General features: G+C 40.3%; 14 protein-coding genes and 1 pseudogene. 4 read left to right on the top strand and 11 right to left on the bottom strand.

All coding sequences use genetic code 11. The features are described 5' to 3' along the window. The first annotated feature begins 237 nt into the window (after positions 1 to 237). Positions 238 to 1,131 (top strand): LysR family transcriptional regulator, encoded by an 894-nt coding sequence (locus ACFYU8_RS04010; protein ID WP_390295584.1) that lies wholly within the window; start codon positions 238 to 240, stop codon positions 1,129 to 1,131. A 104-nt stretch (positions 1,132 to 1,235) separates the two neighbouring features. Here ACFYU8_RS04010 and ACFYU8_RS04005 read toward each other — a convergent pair whose 3' ends face one another. From ACFYU8_RS04005 to ACFYU8_RS03990, 4 genes are all read right to left on the bottom strand, one after another. Beyond that, positions 1,236 to 2,144, bottom strand: a complete 909-nt coding sequence (locus ACFYU8_RS04005) for a LysR family transcriptional regulator (protein ID WP_390295586.1) — start codon at positions 2,142 to 2,144, stop codon at positions 1,236 to 1,238. Positions 2,145 to 2,299: 155 nt separating this feature from the next. Then, positions 2,300 to 3,487: an MFS transporter gene (locus ACFYU8_RS04000; protein WP_390295588.1), complete on the bottom strand. Its 1,188-nt coding sequence runs from the start codon at positions 3,485 to 3,487 to the stop codon at positions 2,300 to 2,302. Between the two features lie 422 nt (positions 3,488 to 3,909). After that, positions 3,910 to 5,745, bottom strand: coding sequence for an amidohydrolase (locus ACFYU8_RS03995; protein WP_390295590.1), 1,836 nt, complete (start codon positions 5,743 to 5,745; stop codon positions 3,910 to 3,912). A 36-nt stretch (positions 5,746 to 5,781) separates the two neighbouring features. After that, complete coding sequence (locus ACFYU8_RS03990) at positions 5,782 to 5,949, bottom strand: DUF1427 family protein (protein ID WP_390295592.1); 168 nt, start codon at positions 5,947 to 5,949, stop codon at positions 5,782 to 5,784. 262 nt (positions 5,950 to 6,211) lie between these two features. Between ACFYU8_RS03990 and ACFYU8_RS03985 the strand changes: the two genes are divergently transcribed. After that, positions 6,212 to 6,856, top strand: a complete 645-nt coding sequence (locus tag ACFYU8_RS03985) for a hydrolase (protein WP_390295594.1) — start codon at positions 6,212 to 6,214, stop codon at positions 6,854 to 6,856. Positions 6,857 to 7,218: 362 nt separating this feature from the next. Here ACFYU8_RS03985 and ACFYU8_RS03980 read toward each other — a convergent pair. The 6 genes and pseudogenes from ACFYU8_RS03980 to ACFYU8_RS03955 form a co-directional block, all read right to left on the bottom strand. After that, a pseudogene (locus tag ACFYU8_RS03980) lies at positions 7,219 to 7,272 on the bottom strand (hypothetical protein); the annotation flags it as partial. A gap of 832 nt (positions 7,273 to 8,104) precedes the next feature. Then, positions 8,105 to 8,794, bottom strand: a complete 690-nt coding sequence (locus tag ACFYU8_RS03975; RefSeq protein WP_208637813.1) for a response regulator transcription factor — start codon at positions 8,792 to 8,794, stop codon at positions 8,105 to 8,107. Beyond that, the gene (locus tag ACFYU8_RS03970; protein ID WP_390295596.1) at positions 8,772 to 10,283 is read right to left on the bottom strand and encodes a sensor histidine kinase; all 1,512 of its coding nucleotides are present in this window, start codon (positions 10,281 to 10,283) and stop codon (positions 8,772 to 8,774) included. Before ACFYU8_RS03970 ends, ACFYU8_RS03975 begins: the two co-directional genes overlap by 23 nt. A 463-nt stretch (positions 10,284 to 10,746) precedes the next feature. Continuing rightward, the gene (locus ACFYU8_RS03965) at positions 10,747 to 11,841 is read right to left on the bottom strand and encodes a copper resistance D family protein (protein WP_390295598.1); all 1,095 of its coding nucleotides are present in this window, start codon (positions 11,839 to 11,841) and stop codon (positions 10,747 to 10,749) included. Further along, positions 11,841 to 12,455 (bottom strand): copper resistance CopC family protein, encoded by a 615-nt coding sequence (locus ACFYU8_RS03960; protein ID WP_390295600.1) that lies wholly within the window; start codon positions 12,453 to 12,455, stop codon positions 11,841 to 11,843. Before ACFYU8_RS03960 ends, ACFYU8_RS03965 begins: the two co-directional genes overlap by 1 nt. Before the next feature lie 174 nt (positions 12,456 to 12,629). Next, complete coding sequence (locus ACFYU8_RS03955) at positions 12,630 to 14,321, bottom strand: multicopper oxidase family protein (RefSeq protein ID WP_390295603.1); 1,692 nt, start codon at positions 14,319 to 14,321, stop codon at positions 12,630 to 12,632. An 817-nt stretch (positions 14,322 to 15,138) separates the two neighbouring features. Here ACFYU8_RS03955 and ACFYU8_RS03950 point away from each other — a divergent pair. Both ACFYU8_RS03950 and ACFYU8_RS03945 read left to right on the top strand, forming a co-directional pair. After that, the gene (locus ACFYU8_RS03950; protein ID WP_390295605.1) at positions 15,139 to 15,795 is read left to right on the top strand and encodes a UPF0016 family protein; all 657 of its coding nucleotides are present in this window, start codon (positions 15,139 to 15,141) and stop codon (positions 15,793 to 15,795) included. Between the two features lie 26 nt (positions 15,796 to 15,821). Then, complete coding sequence (locus ACFYU8_RS03945) at positions 15,822 to 16,928, top strand: toxic anion resistance protein (protein WP_390295607.1); 1,107 nt, start codon at positions 15,822 to 15,824, stop codon at positions 16,926 to 16,928. A gap of 175 nt (positions 16,929 to 17,103) precedes the next feature. Here ACFYU8_RS03945 and ACFYU8_RS03940 read toward each other — a convergent pair whose 3' ends face one another. Next, complete coding sequence (locus ACFYU8_RS03940; RefSeq protein ID WP_390295609.1) at positions 17,104 to 18,126, bottom strand: heparan-alpha-glucosaminide N-acetyltransferase domain-containing protein; 1,023 nt, start codon at positions 18,124 to 18,126, stop codon at positions 17,104 to 17,106. Positions 18,127 to 18,341: the final 215 nt, after the last annotated feature.

Here is an 18,341-nt window from a genome sequence, read left to right as displayed (position 1 = left end):
TGTTGTATGAACCAGAACGCTTCATGATGCCTTGTACGGAATTGATTTAAGATAACGTAAAACAATAAGCTATGGAGTAATGTTTGCCTCGAAATCCAACAGTTCCGTTCTTGCGAATGTTTGGTTTATGAAAATAGTAGCCGAGTTATATGTGAAAATTGCTAATTTTATGTAAATGTTTTATAAACTGTAGGAAAATGGAAATGAGAGTGCTTAAAGGGAGGTATTATAGATATCATGAATAAATCATTATTGCAATTAATCGTTAAAATTGCCGATACAAAGAGTTTCACTCAAGCTGGAAAAGAAATGAATATGACTCAACCTGCTGTAAGTAAAGCAGTCAACGGTCTTGAGTCCGAACTTGGGGTGACTCTTTTGATTCGCAATCGTCGTCACGGAGTCATGCTTACACACATAGGAGAACGTATCGTACGTATTTTTAGGGCAATATTATCTGATTATGAAAAGATTGATCAGGAAATTGCTCATGAATTGGGACTTGAAAAAGGGATAGTCAGAATAGGCGCATTTCCAGCGGCCTCCTCTTATTTCATCCCAAAAATTATCAGCCACATCACAAGAAAATATCCTAATATTGAATTTACAATTTTAGAAGGAACGATATCCGAAGTAAGGGAGTGGGTCGATTCCCAGCGTGTTGATATCGGATTTATCATTGTTTGTCCACCAGAAAAAGAGTTCACAACCTTCCCACTACTCCAAGAAGAGATGTATGCTGTGTTAAACAAGGAACATCCATTAACTACCAAGAACATGATTCAAGTATCCGATCTCTTGGATCAGCCTATTATTATTTGTAAATCAGGATATGAACCTCCAGTTATAGATTGGTTTGAAAAATCCAGCGCGAAACCGCAAGTAAAATACGTAATGCAAAACTATATGACAGGGATTAGTTTGGTTCATGAGGGACTTGGTATTGCGATCATTCCCGAAATATCCCTGGTACATTTACCTGAAAACGTCCTTATCCGCAAACTTGATCCTCCAGCGTACCGTCATATTCATATGGCCGTTTTGTCATTTGAGGATTGTTCGATTTCTGTCAAGTTATTTATTGAAACAGCACTGCAATTATTTCCGCAATTCTTTACTACATTCAAATGACCGCCGAAAAAAAAGTCGCGAATAGCACATTGCTGCGCGACTTTTTTACATAGTTCCTAGAGTTATTTGAGCCTATTTTCATTCGTTATGTTTATTGTACTGTCCTACACATTTACTTCGGTGTCGTAACACAGATTAAGGGTCTTTGAAGAATTCCGAATGTATTCGATGAAAGCTTTCGTTGTATGAGGTATCAAATTATCTTTATGGTAGATAAGCTTAATCTCGCGCGTAGGTGTAGGATCTACTAGTCGGATCAATTTGATTTTTGGACAATGATAACTATTAACGAGATAGGAGGATAAAATGGTTACCCCTACTTTGGACTGTACCATCTTAAGCAAGGTTGATGTTGATGTCGCTTCTATACCAATATACAGAGAAATCCCTAACTTTTTTGCATATTGATAAAGTTGTTTCCTTATTTTGAAATCTTTAACAAACAATACGGATTCTAAATCTGTAAGCAATCGGAATGGAACTACAGATTCTTCTGCCCAAGGATGATCTTCCGAAACTACTAATACTAGTTCTTCGTCGAATAAGTGGATACTATCGACCTGATTGCTTGATTTGAGATAAGTAGATATGCCGACATCTATTTTATTTCGCAGTAATTGCTTCGTGTTATCCTGAATATCAGTAAGTTTTACTGATTTATTAGGATATAGTTCTTGAAATTTAATGATCCTTGGCTTTAGATAGATTAAGTCGTTAGGTAAAATACCAATGATGAACTCATTCATCTGAATATGTTTTAATTTTGACGTTTCTCTTCGAGCTTCTTCAATCGTTTGCATGATGGCGATGCTTTTCTCAAATAGGATTTTTCCGGCCTCAGTTATTTCTATTCCTCTTCCAACTCTATCAAATAACGTAATACCAAATTCGTGCTCCAGCAAACGAATCTGTTGACTTAATGTTGGTTGAGAAACCATTAATACTTCCGCAGCTCTAGTGAAGCTTCCTTCTTTGCATATTTGAATAAAATATTCTAGTTGTCGAATTACCACTATTTCACCTCAGTTCATAATGATATTTTCAATAAATAGAAAAAACTACCATATACCAATCATATAATAAACTTTTAAATTACTAAAATGAATATAAATTATAAGGATCATATACAATTGGTTATGAACGTCGTGATTTAGTTTTTCCTCAGTACTTAAGGTTCTTCCAAATGAATAAAGAAGGGTACAATCAAGCTTAAAAACAATAATCCTGCCAATACTTCAAAAGTGAATAAATAGCCCCCGTCATTTATCAGGTAAATGGAAAGGATCGACCCAAGAGATGCGCCTATGAACACCATAAACATATGGAACGAAACCGCGATTGCTCGGATTTCCCCAGCTATGTGACCAATTAGAGAGATTAATGCTGGAAGAGCCATAGAAATTCCTAAAATAAATACAACACTCAACGATATTAAATAAATGATGTGAAGACTAAATCCTAACAATCCTAAGCCGCTTCCAGCTAAAAGTAATCCACAGCATAATACGTTCTTGACACCGATTTTTGTAACTAATCTTCCGGCAAACGGAGAAACTGCCATACCCAAAATACCAACCGCACGAATCCATAGAATATCTTGATGGCTTAACCCGAAGAGCGGGCTGCTTAAGTAACTTCCAAGAGTGGCGAAAAATCCGACAAGCGAAATAAAGAGAGAAGCGGAAACGATGTAGCACAGAGGCAAGCCTTTTCGTTTGAAAATATCGCCTACCCGCAAAAAAGGAGTAAAAAAGCTGCCAACTGCTTGTTGTGTTTTGTCGTTTGGAATAAAAAAGAGAAGCAAGATTGAAGAAATTCCATATGCTGCTGAAAGAATGTAGAAAACATAGGACCAATTTAGTAATTTCAAAACAACAAAGCTGCTATATATTTGTCCAACGATGCTGGCCATTAAAAAAGCCGTACTAATGAATCCGATAATGGTTGCTCTTCTTTGAGTTGGAAACATTTCCATCGCATAAGCCAAAACAGACGGAGGGAACATGGATGCCGCTAAACCTTGTAATGCCCGAAGAGCAACAAGCCAAGAAAAACTGTCAACACTACCTATTAGGGGTGTTATTACCGTAAGTAAAAATAACCCCGATAGCATCATTTTTTTTCGTCCAAAACGATCTGACAAGACTCCAAACAGCACCCCCCCACCTGCAAAAGCCAACGAGAAGGCACTGCTGCTCCAAGCAGCATGAGAAGACGACACCTTAAATACATTCGCAAACACTTCTATTAATGGGATCGTTAAATACACACTCGATACTACAACTAATGTACACGAGAAAAGGATTCCGGTAATGAATGCGATATTTGACGATCTGATAAACTGTTCGTCAGCCAAAATGTTCACCCACTACTTTTTTCATGGAACTAACTATCATGATTATGTTTCATTTGGATGTCATCCGCCTTTCCAGCCACAGTTTCACCAATACGCTTTATCCAATAATCCAATCCGGTGCATAGCCATGGACCATTGAAGTTAACGTAATAAGCATTACGGGTAGGTCGATGCTAAGTAACCAGAAGTGCCATTTAGCCAGAGGAGCCATTGTTGCCTACCCAAAAAGATTCGCATGAGTTAATTCAAAATTCAGTGTTGTCCCCATTAAAATGACCCTCTTGTAATAATTGGATCAAGTCATGAAGCTGTTAGCAACTGCCTGACTTCAATAAAGGACTCTTGGTAGTATGCGGGGCCACCACGATACCCGTTTAGATTCATTAAGCCCGAGGTTTTGTGCCAACCCTCTGGAAGTTCCATCAAAAGACGAAGCAATCCAAGTCGCAGAAACCGTTGCCGTGATGATGATTGCATTTATGATGACGATGAAGGCTTTGAGGCAAATGTAACCCGGTGCCACCACCGCCTCCATGATTTGAGGCATTATAGTAGCCGCCATAGTAATTGTGTGGCGCCCAGTCCGGACTGGCTTTAGGCGCCGGAGGCGATAGTTTGTGAAATTCAAGTGATCCATACACAATCTTTCCGCCTACGACCGTAAACACCGATTCAATGCGTTTGATTTCTTCGTCTGGGACTTGGAGGAAATCATGAGACAAGATCGACAAGTCCGCATATTGGCCTACCTTAATTTGTCCCTTTACGTCCTCCTCCTTCGAGAACCAAGCATTTCCGGACGTATACATACGAAGCGCCTGATGACGGTCCAATCGGTTAGAAGCAGGGTACAAGCTTAGCCCACCAAGTGTTTTTCCGGTTACTAGCCAGTAGAGGGCAATCCACGGGTTATAGCTTGCTACCCTTGTAGCGTCTGTACCGACACCTACTCTCAATCCGGCCGTAAGCATCTTTGTAATTGGAGGGGAGTTTTCTGCTGCTTCCGCTCCGTACCTATCGACGAAATACTCTCCTTGAAAAGCCATCCGGTTTTGAACGGCAATCGAACCGCCTAAAGCGACGACACGTTCCAAATCCCTCTCACGAATCGTTTCAGCATGGTCTAAAATCCAGCGTAAATCTTTAAATGGAACTTCTTTATTTACACGTTCAAACACGTCAAGGAAGCGCGAGATTGACTCACCATACGTTGCGTGGAGCCGAAAAGGCCATCGCTGTTGTACCAGGTGTCTGGTTACCCCGAATAAATCATTCTCCAACACAGTAGGCAATTCCGGACGGGGCTCAACGAAGTCTTCGAAATCAGCCGCGCTGTAAACCAGCATTTCACCTGCGCCGTTGTGACGATAGTAAGGGCTTCCTGTATATGGCTGCGATGTGGCTGTCCATGATTGAAAATCTTCCAGTTCATGATTTGGGTGTTGGGTAAACAGATTGTATGCCGTCCGGACGGTAATCTCTCCACGTTTATCCAATTCCTCATAAACTTGATAATCATCGGGGTAGTTCTGGAAACCGCCGCCAGCATCAATTACACTTGTAATTCCAAAGCGATTTAATTCCCGCATAAACAGCCGTGTGGAATTCAACTGATCTTCATACGGAAGCTTTGGTCCCTTTGCAAGAGTGGCATACAATATCGTAGCATTCGGTCGAGCAATAAGCATTCCCGTCGGGTTGCCTTTGCTATCCCGCTGAATTTCTCCGCCCGGCGGATTCGGAGTATCCTTCGTATACCCAACTACCCGTAACGCTGCTTTGTTCAAAAAGGCTTGGCGGTATAAGTTAAGGATGAATACCGGGGTTTCCGGAGCAATTCGATTGATTTCATCCAATGTCGGCATCCGGCGTTCCTTAAATTGAAACTCTGTCCAGCCGCCTACAACTCGAACCCAATGCGGTGCTGGCGTGCGATCCACTTGATTTTTTAACATACGCAAGGCATCGGCCACCGATGGCACTCCATCCCAGCGAAGCTCCAAGTTATAGTTCAATCCACCACGTATGAGATGAATATGCGAATCATTCAATCCTGGAATCAGAAGTCGTTTATTCCCATCCACTACTTCAGTTGCAGGTCCTTTATACCGCATCATATCGGAATCACTGCCTACTGCTAAAAAACGGTCGCCTTTAATCGCTACTGACGTTGCAATGGGGTTAGATTCGTCCATCGTCACGATGTTAGCATTGAAAATTAATAGGTCAGCCTCTATCATGTTAGTTTCATTCGGCATCACTTTACTCCCTCCAAAGTTGAGTTATAAAAATGATTAATGATTTAGTAGCATTTTAATCCACGGGATAAGTCGTTGTCCTAGAAACATGCCGATGAGCCCTATTAACCCTAACATTGGAGGGGCCGGCGACGGTATACGGAGGGATTGAAAAACAACTCCAATCACGATTCCAGTACCTAACGCTAATAATATAGACCACATAAATGTCCTCCTCTCTCAGAAGACTCTGGACGAAAAAATCCGTTCGCCATGATTATATTTGCACCATAAAGTACCTTTCAATATGGATATATCTATATGACATATAAGCTTTGCTTATATATATAAATAATTTCAACCCATAACTTCTACCTATATCATCTATATAGAAAATGGAATTGATTGAATGATTGCATTTTTAATACTATGAACACATGCGACGGAATGCTGTCGTAAATCATAAAAATGAAAGTTGGTATCTTACATGTTTAATGACAAATCCGATTTGCTAACAGCCAGCAACTCTGCCATAATCCTTATCGACCACCAACCGCAAATGCTGTTCGGAGTACAAAGCGCCGACAGACAAACCGTGATCAACAATACGGTGGGATTGGCTAAAACGGCGAAAGTATTCCAAGCGCCCATTATTTTAACTACCGTTGCCGCTCATTCCTTTTCGGGTCCACTCCATCCGCAAATTCAAGAGGTTTTTCCCGACCAAAAACCTATCGACCGAACAAGCATGAATTCGTGGGAAGATGAAAATTTTTTAGATGCTATTAAAAAGACAGGCCGCAAGAAACTGATTATGGCTGCATTGTGGACAGAAGTTTGTCTTGCTTTCCCTACAGTGTCGGCGATTAAAGACGGCTATGAAGTTTACATTGTTACTGACGCTTCTGCCGGAACCACTAAAGAAGCGCATGACATGTCCATTCAGCGTATGATCCAAGCTGGGGCGATTCCGGTTACTTGGCAATCTGTTCTTCTCGAATATCAACGTGATTGGGCTCGCCAAGAGACTTACGATTCCGTTACAGAAATTGCTGTTCAACATGGTGGAGCTTACGGCGCAGGTATAGTGTATGCCCATACTATGTTTGGTGGGCACGAGGGAGCAGTATGATTTTCAATACCTACGTGTATTATCACCGTTAACACAACAAGCTTTTTAAGTTTAGTCGACTGAAATCCGTTAAAACAGGTCAATGATTTCATATGTCAGGGAATAAGGGGCCTCAAGTAGATAAATGGTGAAAGCCTTCTTATATAAAAATGCGAAATAAGAGAAAAACACATACCGGGTAGGGTAAATCTTGCCCGATATGTGTTTTTGCTGTACTGTCCCCTTTATGTAAACGACTCAAAGTCGTGATGAAAGTCTGAAGCCATCTCAAAGCTCATGTGCTGAAGCACACTAAAACTCGACTATACCCAATCTTCAATCTTGAAAATTTTGCTCTTTTCCTCATTGAATTGATTGGCTATTTAATTTCTTACAATTTCTTCTATCACTGTTACTACTGTGGCACAGAAATAATCTCTTTCCCATAGATGTTGTCCCCAATATTTCTCTTCAGTTCTGGAAACTCATCCTGCAGTAATCTCGACGATCTTCCTTTCAAGTACAGCGATATTTTACTCGGTGCCAAATTTACCGATATTTTGTCACCCAGATCATATGATACTTGATATCGTAAACTGCATGACTGCTTTTTTATAGCCATCCATACTTTCACCTCACACAATCAGAATAGACAAGTTTAACTGGAAAATGCTTAAGGGTAAAAATCTGTTCTTGTTTGTACCATCCAATGTAATAATGCCATTTGCAAACAAATGACCTTAGAAATGTGAGTTTATTAATGTCTTTAGATGTCAAACATAACTAGCAGGGACGCAACTCATAACTCCCCCGGACGCCCCAATAATTATCGGACCGACTCAATAACTCTCGTTTCCCCATTCCAGAATATATATTATGTAAACTGATAAAAAGAGCAGAAATTGATCTGGTGTGGATATAATGATGTTGTCTGTTGACGTAAACATTACTCCATATTTAACAGAAACATTGCTCTATATAGGTCTAGACTGATTAATTTCTTAAATATTTTTATTGACTAATTTTTGTGTTTATGGAGAAAAAACATTGGTTCTGTAGAGGTTAACAAACATATCTGTCCAGACAAGAAAATACCCCTAAGTTCTGGATGATTAAGATTATCCAGAACTTAGGGGTCATAATGATTAGTATATTTATTTCGCCTTCAGTTCATGAAATGGAGATTTTATGAACTGAAGGCGAAAATCGGTACCGATTTTCCTGTGTTTTGATGTACTGTTGGAAGTATACACCATTCTGTTTCTTTTATCATTTCGTAAACCGATACCCCACTCCCCAAATGGTCTCAACATAAGGTTGATCGAATGGATCCAATTCAATCTTTTGGCGTAGCTTTTTAATGTGTACAGCAACGGTGGTCGTATCTCCTGAGGCCTCCATCCCCCATACTCGCTCAAACAATTGATCTTTGCTGAATACCCGATCCGGATGCTCAGCCATAAAAGTCAACAAGTCGAACTCCTTAGCTGTCAACGTGATCTCGAGCCCGTTGATCAATACTCTACGTGATACCTTATCGATAAATAACCCTCGAATGTAAACTTCATCCTTATTCTTATCTCGTTTTCCTGTTAAGCGATCATATCGAGAAAGATGTGCATTTACCCGTGCCACCAGTTCGCTGGGGCCAAAAGGTTTAATGATGTAATCATCAGCTCCGAATCCCAAACCTTTGATTTTATCGATTTCCTCCCTTTTGGCGGATACCATGAGGATAGGGATATCCTTGTGATCACGTACTTGTCTGCAGATTTCATAGCCGTCTACCTTCGGCAGCATAATGTCCAGAATCAGCAAGTCATAATTATGCATAAGCGCTCTTTGCAAGCCCTTTTCTCCAGATTGCTCGATGTCAACGGAATAACCGTTTACTTCCAAATAATCTTTTGCGAGCTCTGCAATACTTGGTTCATCTTCAACGATCAAAATCTTTCGCAATTCCGTCACCCTCTTTACTTACCACTTTTTTTAACGTAAAAGAAATGATTGTCCCGTTGTTTCTTTCACTAGTTGCCCAGATTTTTCCGCCATGTTCATGAATGATCTGTTGTGCGATAGACAATCCTAATCCACTCCCGCCTGTATTGGTATTTCTTGATTGTTCAACACGATAAAATCGTTCAAAGATGAATGGTAGCGCATCTGCTTCTATACCTGGACCATTATCCCCGATATCGATCGTGACCATATCTCCAACCAAATACGTTCGAACTCCGATGTACCCATCTTCCTTATCCATGTATTTCACACTGTTCCAGATAATATTCGTGATCACTCGTTTCAGTTTATTCCGATCAGCCAGCACATAAAGCGGTGCTTGTCCTTCTCCTATTCGTTCAATTACGATACCCCGTTCCTCTACCTCCAACTGCAGTTCCTCAATACAATCGGACAGATAGTCGTGGATTTCTACAGGTTCATATGTGAACGGTTCTTGTTTCAAGTCAAGCTTTGAGAACAAGAACAAATCATCGACCAACCGATCCATGTCAAACACTTTCTTGTAAATGACTTGCAGGTATCGGTTCAATTTTTCAGGTGTACGTGCCACGCCATCTTGAATACCTTGGACGTATCCTTTGATCGCCATAATCGGCGTTTTTAAATCATGGGAAATATTAGAGATTAGTTCTTTACGATTCTCTTCGTAAAGGATTTGCCTATCGCGCGAATATTTGAGCTGTTCCCGCATTTCTTCAAATGCGGAGCCGAGTTCGCCAATCTCGTCCTTGGAGATTACAGCCACACTGGAGTCCAGATTGCCGCTTTTGATTTTCTCTGCTGCACATTTTAAATTATCTATCGGTCGAATAATACTTCTCGACACGAAATAGGTGAGTCCCCCGTTCGTCAGCACTAACGCAAACAACAAGGCAGTAAAGATGAACGGATAAAATTTTCGCGTGGCGTGTTCCAACGTACTCAAGTCCTTCAGCAAATAAATGCTGATTATTTCGTTTGTTTCCGAGTAATAGTTCAGTTGCTTATAGTAAAAGAAACGACTATCAAGCCGAATTTCCGGGTCTTGTTTGACAGACGAGCCAACTGCTGGAAGGGCTGCGATAATCGCGGGGTCCTTCAGAAAAGGAGATACATATGTTACCTGATGTTGATTTCGGATGATGAGTCCTGCGTTAATGCTGTTCAAAGATTGATCTGTTGCCGTTATAAACTCGGGGTCTTGCAGCTTGTGCGGTGCAAATTGGGACAAGACTTTAAGTTCAGCAAAGACATCGTCTTCATCTAGAGAATCTCTCTGTCCAACATAGGTGGAATTGTAACCTCCCTTCAGCTCGAAAATCTCCTCAGTGATTCGAAAATCACCGAAGTAAACTAGACTGACCAGCATGATGGCCAGGAAAAAAATCACCAGTGGAAAGAGCGACATCATGATATACGATAATAGTAGACGAATACGTATTGACATTGGGCATCCTCCACATCCCTCGTGTTTTTAGAATTAGAAAAACAATAAACGGATGTGATTAACAACGTACGGGAACCCTGCATTGGGGATCTTCCAAATCATCTCCATTTTGTTAACGACCTCATCTCGTTGCTTCTCGATAGTCGGTTGGAACGCTGGCTTTTTCATCGGAACAACTTTCAACATCAATACAGAGAAACCCCGTGTGATTCTTACATCGTACTAAAAAATCTAGCTGATTAACAGAATAGCGATTACAAAGATTACCGATAAGAATGATGATCTACGTTTTCTTACGATAAGCCATTTACTCTTTTTGGTTTAGTTTATCCTTTTTTCGAAATAAACAAACGAGAGAAATGAGCAATGATACATAGAAATGATTGTAGAAACGTCCTTCTCTGATCGAACTCTTCGTTGCTTTTCCTCTTCCAACGAATCTTCACAAAAAACCGTAAATACATTATTGAATACTCATCATTAACGCAAAATACCCGGAAATTGCCAACAATAATCCCATGCCTACACTGAACAGAGTCGACATCTTCCTGACATACGAAAAAAGAATCAAACTTCCAAACAAGATAGTTACCACTGTCAAAAGCAATCCGATGGGAGTTACGGTCAGTGACAGATCAGGATTTCCTATCATTTGTCCTTGATACAGAAGAGTAAACAATGGAGACGTATTGGTCATCTGCAAGGATGTTGCTACATCGTGAGGAGGCTCCTGTTGCCCCATGTAGCCGGTGGCTGCAAAGATACCCAATACAAAAACACTTTCTGCGCGCAACCAGAAAATAGGTGAGAAATCCGGTTGTGCCTTGACTCGTTTCTTGAGTAAAAAACCGCTGACAAAACCAAACAAAAGCAACGGTAGAATCAACAGATGTTTGATTAGCAGTGCCTGACCATATGGAAGAATCACCGCATTCACATACTCTGGAGAAATGAACAGAGTCAAAATAATGCCAGTGGCAAGGGTAACCCCCGAGCAAATCATTGCGATCGGGTGAAACCAGGCTAAGAAAGAAAGCCAGTTAGCGTTTCCTTTTGAAAACCAAGCAACTACAATCAAGATCCCAATCCATACACTAAGGGAAAGTACATGAAGAGAATGTGTGATAAATCCTCTCCCTTCTACAACAGAAGCTGCGTGACTTCCCCACCCCATTGTCAGAATCAGCCCGCATATAACTGCAAGCTTTACCAGAATTGTCTTTTTACTAGAAGTACGTTCAGGTTTCGTATTGTATATGAACAGTAAAAGCACCGCACTAAACACAAGGGACAACAACCATGCCTTTCCCACTTCAAATGTAAACAAGACCGAACCAATCACCTCGAAGAAGGGCAGTCCCTCGTCCGAGAAAAAGTACTGAATCACCCGAAGAACAGGCAGGAAGGTGAAGACTGAAATCCCTCCAATTGTAACTAGCTGAATGTTTCTAGGCACTAGAATATGCGGTTTGTTCCCATCAGATATGAGCTGCAAGAACAGAGTACCCATGTGCAAGGTAAGGCATGTATAAAAAGCGATTTCACTCAGTGTAAACATTACCTCTCCTTGTTCCGGAAGACGTAGAACAAGCAAAGCAATGCCAATACGACAAGTATGGCACCTTCGATTATAGCAATGTTTCCCGTAAAAGAAGTTTGCGTGACGGCTGTTGCCTCAACAGGTGCAGTCGTTGCAGATGAGCTACCAGATTCGTTGGCATTATCAAGAACAGGTGTTTGTGTTTCGGTTGGATTATTGACGGACTGACCTACTGCTTCAGATGCAGGCTTTGGATTTTTTACGGTAAAAGAGAACTTGCCATTCATGGGATGACCATCAATTCCAACAATTTTCCAGTTTACGGTATAGCTCCCGTCTTCCAAAGTATCGACCACTTCAGATTTCATTGTTTTCCCATCAATTTGGATGCTTCCGATATCAATTGTTTCCCCTTTTTCATTAGCGAGAGAATATGTGCTTTTCTGCTCAACTTTTGTGTTAAACTCCAGGACGATTTCCTTAACTTCTTCAACGGTTTGCTTGTCTTGCGGGCTGGATGTTTCTAAACCGGTGTGGGCAACGACCGACTGTGAAAAAAGAAAAAGCGTACATACCACGAAAAAGAGAATGTATTTCCACATACCTAAAGTGTTTCCTTGATGTGTTTGCAACTGAATTCACGTCCTATTTTTATAGTTGGGAGAACCTCTACCATTGACGGAGAGGTTCTCAGAAGATTTACATGAACTGATACAACAGAACTGCCTAGCAAGAATGTAAAGATAAACGTAACACATGACAGAATAACTCTATGAATTGATCACTTTTCCAACTGATTTTCCTGATTACTCGGGATGATTCCCTGAATGGTCTCCAACTGTAAATGGTGTGGATATTCCGTCGTAATTCATCATGGTATGCATACCATTAGCAGCATGCTTGAGATTATGGCAGTGGAGCATCCATAAGCCCGGATTATTAGCTTTCATCGCAATCTCATAGGTCTCTCCCGGGAATATATTAATTGTATCGAGATACACTGGGCTTCCCTCAAGAGGTTTCCCGTTCTTTGAAATCACTTGGAATGTATGTCCATGCAAATGCATCGGATGGATGTCTTCTCCTTTGTTTCTTAGTACGACTTTAACGGAATCCCCTTTCTTCATTTCAATCGGCGGAATGTCCGGTGCCGCTTTTCCATTGATGGTGTAAACCCATTCCTTTTGTCCATTTAACACGCCTAAACCCTCGGACAGATCCATTTCATACGTTTTGGTGAACTTCGAATCCACCATAAACATTCCCTTCTGGGGAGTACCGTACGTAGAAAAATCGAACCACATCAAGTTCTTCGGATCAGTGTTAAAGGCGGTTGATTCTCCGTTTCCAATCGTTGCGGACATCATTTGATTAGCCAGTTTAGACGGATCAGTATTAACAAGCTGTACACTGCCCTTTTGCGGCATTCTGAAACTAATGTCATATCGCTGGCCAGGCCCAATTGGCAGCAAAGTATTTTCGAGAGGTGTTCCGCCGACAAGATCACGCCCATCCAGAGCTATCACCTGAAAACGTACGCCTGGAACTGTCATTAGATGGGTCTGATTCCCCGTATTGACGAGGCGAAGGCGGACCAGTTCTCCTGCTTTTGCGTCCAGATGCAGTCCCTCACTCGTTCCATTGAGAGTGAAAATGTCATATTTATTCTGATCTGATAAAGCCTCCCATTGTTTTGCAGAAGGGGTCATCTTGCGGTCGTTCACACCGTTTGATTCAGAGGATCTTTTTGCAGTATTACCTTCTTGAAATCTCTTAGAATCAAATTCATTTTTGTTACCATCCTTCTTATTTCGTTTGTCAAAATTATCATTATCGTCATTGTCATTGCCGTTATCCCTTGAATCATTACCATTCTCTTTTGTATCCCATTCGTGCAGTGCTATTGTATAATCCTTGTCATAGGTAACGTTCGATTGCTTCGGTTCAACAATGATCGTTCCAAACAGACCTCGCTCTGTCTGCAAGGCACTGTTTTGATGGGAATGATACCAATATGTGCCCACTTGGTCAGCATTGAAGGTATACGTATACGTTCCGCCAGGTTTTACTGCATCTTGTGTTACGCCGGCAACCCCATCTACTGCTGCAGGGATATCTAAACCATGCCAATGGATGGTTAGGCTCACAGGTAGTTTATTGGTCAAATTGACAACCACCTGATCCCCTTGTTTTACACGAATTTCAGGACCCGGAGAGGTTCCATTGTACGTCCATGCTTCGATGGTTTTTCCATTACCCAAACGAATATTGGCTATTTCCGCTGTTAAATTGAATGTTTTGACAGGTGCATTCGTTTTCGGTGCAACTAATGATGTGATCGGTATTGCTTTCGGATCGGTGGAGCCCATGCTCATTGTGTGTGATGTTGTCTGCATGTGTGAAGTGGAGCTTACAGATTCAAAATTCGTTTTGAAACCGAACAAATAAACACTTATAGCCCCAAGTAAGACTGCAATAATTGTCATCCCTTTTTTCATAGTAAATCTCCCGCATTTAGATTATTAATGATTGAACCTAATATACTTTTGTGCAAACATACTGTTTTTTTGCGTTTTGCTTGATCACCTCAATCGGATATCCAAAGTGTCATTCTGTTTCATCATCATAGCGGGTAAACAAAAACAATTATTAAATCAATCTTAAAAAAACTTTTAAAAATATCGGATATTTTATTTAAATGAAGGGACCTCTAAGCGTGATTACGGCTACTATTGAACTGTATCTATCGCCTGCAGTTGCAGGAAGCAATAAAACAAGGCAAATACTGATATGTCATTCTTATGAAACGAAAAACTCGCGGATCATTTCCCGCGAGTAATTTTTCGTTCGTTAAGTATAAAATTATTTTCATAGGCGTCGGGGTTTAGCCGAAAAGATTATTCAGCAAGGTATACGATACTCATTTTCACAGAAGCCATTTGGAAAGTGAAGTATTATGGAGAGCTTGGCTAGGAGAATAATACGAGCATCGAGTACCAGGCATATAAAGCAAAGGACCAATGGCATGTGCTAGAATCTCCTTTTCGACATATTTTGCACTACTGCGTTCTACATGCAATACACACTTTTAGTAACAAATCGTACCATAAAATGCTAAAATCAAGAATATATAGGGAACCCAACTAGGATGGGTCAAATCGCATACCCAACTCAATTTTTCCTCCCCTATTGATGGCTCTCTTATTTGAGAATTTCTTGTCGAAAGACGAAATAGACATCTTTACATATTTTTTTGTCATGTTATATATGGTTTACAAGGTTTCCGATAAACAAGTAAGAAAGAGAGGATGAAAGATGAAAAAAAGAGTTAGATACAGAAAAAGATATGCATTCTTTGGTGCTGTAGCGGGATATTTCATAGCTTTACTTGCATCCACGATACTTCCGACTTTTATTATATTAGCCATACCTTTGCTAATAGCAGCCATAGGGTTTGTCTTTGCTGAAAAGAAAGAGCAGCAATTAAGTGGATTAACGGTACCAGAACCGGACCAGAGAATTACTTCTACTGAAGCGGGGAGTGAACAAACTAAAAGGGAACCGGAATTTACCTACTCATCAGAAATACGAGAGTATCTACAAATTATTAAGGAAATTGTGGTTAACGAAAATGACAAGCGCAACCTCGATGATGAAATATCCGAAAAGACAACAAACCTTTGTTCTAAGATCGATACTCTCCTCCCCTACATAGAAACGCTCGGTAGTGCGCAAACGAAGCATGATATTAAAATGCTCGTTATGAAAGACTTGAACAGTGTCATCAACCCATTCTTGAGGCTGAGTGTTGAAAACAAGTTGAATAATAGGCGTAAATTATTAGACGGTCTCCGTGACATCAACCTAAAGCTGAAAGTGATCTCTACATCCATTGAACAACACGACATCTATGAGCTGGAGAGAAAGCTTAATCTTATTACCGAAAAATATAATGCCAAAGAAATTTACTAATTACTGTTAAGGAGCGGGTTATAGCAATGACGACACAGGCTATCCAATTAGTTAAACAAGAAGACATCATCAACATCCAATCTGAAGCAGAAAATGTGGTGCGCCAGCTGCAAACTGATAATCAAAGCCAGATGGATTCAATTTTTGAGCAGCTGGGTAATTTGGGCGAAAGCACCCAACGAAATGCCGCTGAATCTCTCGAAATTCTAAAACGACCTGTGAAAGATCTGATGGATGGGAAAAACAATGATATTCCCAATACACTCTTAAAACTTCGTTCTTGCACAGAAGAATTGAATCCTAATAAAATCTTTCAAAGCGGTGGGATCAGCAATCTTTTCAACAGAATCTTAGGGAAAAACCCAATTTCTACTTATATTCGAAAATATGAATCCGTTAGAACACAAATTGATAACATCATTTCCTCCTTGCTTAATGGCAGTGACAAGTTAAAAGAAGATGTAATTAACTTGAAATACATTAAGAAAAAATCCGGTGAAAATATTTATGAATTAGAAAAACGGATTTACTTTGGTAACAAGTTGCTTGAGATGCTTGAAGTTGAAAGCAATAAGCCTGAAAATCAACTTCGCAAACCCGACTTTGAAAAAGCAATGGTCAAAGTCGTAACAAGAGTAAAAAATATGAGTCAAATGATCAACATTTTACAACAATCCATCGCTTCTGTTGATGTTATTGCGGACAATAACGAAAAGTTGGATGAAGCTGTCTTTAACGCGATTACAATGACGCAAAACGTTGTCACAGTGTCCGCTGCAATTCAGTTGGCCTTGAATAATCAGAAGAAGGTAATCGAAGCCGTACAAAATACCAATCAAGCCATTGAGGATATGCTGGTAGCCAATGCTCAAAGCTTAAAACAGAATACACAAGAAATCACCTCGATGCTGGAGCAACCAAGTATCGCAATCAATAAGCTACAGCAGGCATTTAATGATGTGTATAGTGCAATCCAAATTACCGAAGATTCAAATCGGAGAATTATTAATTCTAGTAAAAACTTCATCCAAGAGATGGATAAGCTCAATGCAGACATGAGAGTAAAACTCGGTATGGCAGATCCAAATCAACTTTCTGTACCAGCCAATCAGCCAACCTCACTTCTACAGTAAATAAACAAAAGAGGAAACCAAGTGATCTTTACGTGGTTTCCTCTTTTGTTTACCTCTATTTTGTCTAATGAGGTTAATTCTTTGCCCATACGATCCACTTCAAGTCAAATCATTAAAGAAGTCAACAACAAAATAAGACATTCCCTTCCCCCTTTTCACTTTGCGTGAAGCAGGGCTACAGCTTAGGTAAAATACGTTTCAGATTCGTAAATCTTAACAAAACATCCGTTACAAGCAAGACAACGAAACCAAAGATCATAGCTGTATAATCCGTCAGTTCATGTAAACCCAAGAGCAGCACGCTCCAGCCAAAGATTACCCATTGAATGATATAGATCCCTGTGACATGACTGCTCCAGAAATATATTGGATTTAACAGCTTCTGAAATCCGGCTTTATTTAACTTAGTAACAAAATAGTCAGCTAGCACCATCCATAAAAAGATAAAACTCATCATCAGCAAATGAATAGCCAGTCCACTTCGGTTGTAATCACCGATTGGAAATAGCGGAAACAATGCAGCACCGGCTATCCCTAAAATCAGACATCCTATCAAATATTTTTTCTTGATCTGCTCCTCCAATTTCTGCGTTTGAAGGTGTTTACTTAAATACATACCTAAAAGGAAGTATACCCCCCATGGAAATAAGGGGAATTGAGTATTGGCGCCAGCCCCCCAAAGTGGGTCGAAAATATATAAATCGCTATTCAATCCCCACAAGTAGGGCGAGATCAGCAGTATGCCCAGGATGAATGCCGGCAGGATGAATACATGCTCTGCAAGCTTTTTAAAAGCGGAGAAAAAGATCAGTGACAATCCTGCTAATTGAAAAATATCTACCATGAACAATAGCGACACTGTTTCCCACGAATCATCGGCCAATGAAAAAGGAATGGTAAATCGAAGTGCATTTAAAACATAACCAAAAGCAAATATTTTACAGCCGCGCGTCATATTTTCTGCTATGCTTTTCTTGGAGCGTACTGCGAAAACCCCCATAATAAATATAAATACAGGAGCAGCAGGTGCGGTACCTAATAAAATAAACAGATTGCCCAACAGGGTGTCGCCTTGGCCTGATGTTCTTTCATGCATGATCATAGAATGCTGCATAATCATAAAAAACACAGCCAATCCTCTGGCAAAATCCAGATAAAAAATGCGTTTTGACTCTCCTTGAGCCAGATTTTTCTCCATAACATCCACCTCCGCAGGATATGTATTCATTTTGACATGTTGCTTCAACTTTTTAATAGAAGTGTAAACTTTAGGTCAGACCTAATGTCAAGAAAGATTTTTATTGGAGGTCTAAGGGAAAAGGAATGGAGCACACTTCATCTCAAACCCCTGTCTACTTACTACACAACCTGTATAGCGTTAAATGTTCAAAAACCGATGGTATGCATCGAAAA

The sequence above is a fragment of the Brevibacillus sp. NPDC003359 genome (genome assembly GCF_042878995.1).
Taxonomy (GTDB): domain Bacteria; phylum Bacillota; class Bacilli; order Brevibacillales; family Brevibacillaceae; genus Brevibacillus.
This window is presented reverse-complemented; position numbering and strand designations above follow the sequence as displayed.

Bases quoted from the DNA above. Each gene is read 5' to 3' on its own strand.
- ACFYU8_RS03965 (WP_390295598.1), bottom strand. From the start codon at position 11,841: ATGTTTACACTGAGTGAAATCGCTTTTTATACATGCCTTACCTTGCAC.
- ACFYU8_RS03970 (WP_390295596.1), bottom strand. From the start codon at position 10,283: ATGTCAATACGTATTCGTCTACTATTATCGTATATCATGATGTCGCTC.
- ACFYU8_RS03995 (WP_390295590.1), bottom strand. From the start codon at position 5,745: ATGCCGAATGAAACTAACATGATAGAGGCTGACCTATTAATTTTCAAT.
- ACFYU8_RS03985 (WP_390295594.1), top strand. From the start codon at position 6,212: ATGTTTAATGACAAATCCGATTTGCTAACAGCCAGCAACTCTGCCATA.
- ACFYU8_RS03940 (WP_390295609.1), bottom strand. From the start codon at position 18,126: ATGGAGAAAAATCTGGCTCAAGGAGAGTCAAAACGCATTTTTTATCTG.
- ACFYU8_RS03950 (WP_390295605.1), top strand. From the start codon at position 15,139: ATGAAAAAAAGAGTTAGATACAGAAAAAGATATGCATTCTTTGGTGCT.
- ACFYU8_RS04010 (WP_390295584.1), top strand. From the start codon at position 238: ATGAATAAATCATTATTGCAATTAATCGTTAAAATTGCCGATACAAAG.
- ACFYU8_RS03955 (WP_390295603.1), bottom strand. From the start codon at position 14,321: ATGAAAAAAGGGATGACAATTATTGCAGTCTTACTTGGGGCTATAAGT.
- ACFYU8_RS03945 (WP_390295607.1), top strand. From the start codon at position 15,822: ATGACGACACAGGCTATCCAATTAGTTAAACAAGAAGACATCATCAAC.
- ACFYU8_RS03990 (WP_390295592.1), bottom strand. From the start codon at position 5,949: ATGTGGTCTATATTATTAGCGTTAGGTACTGGAATCGTGATTGGAGTT.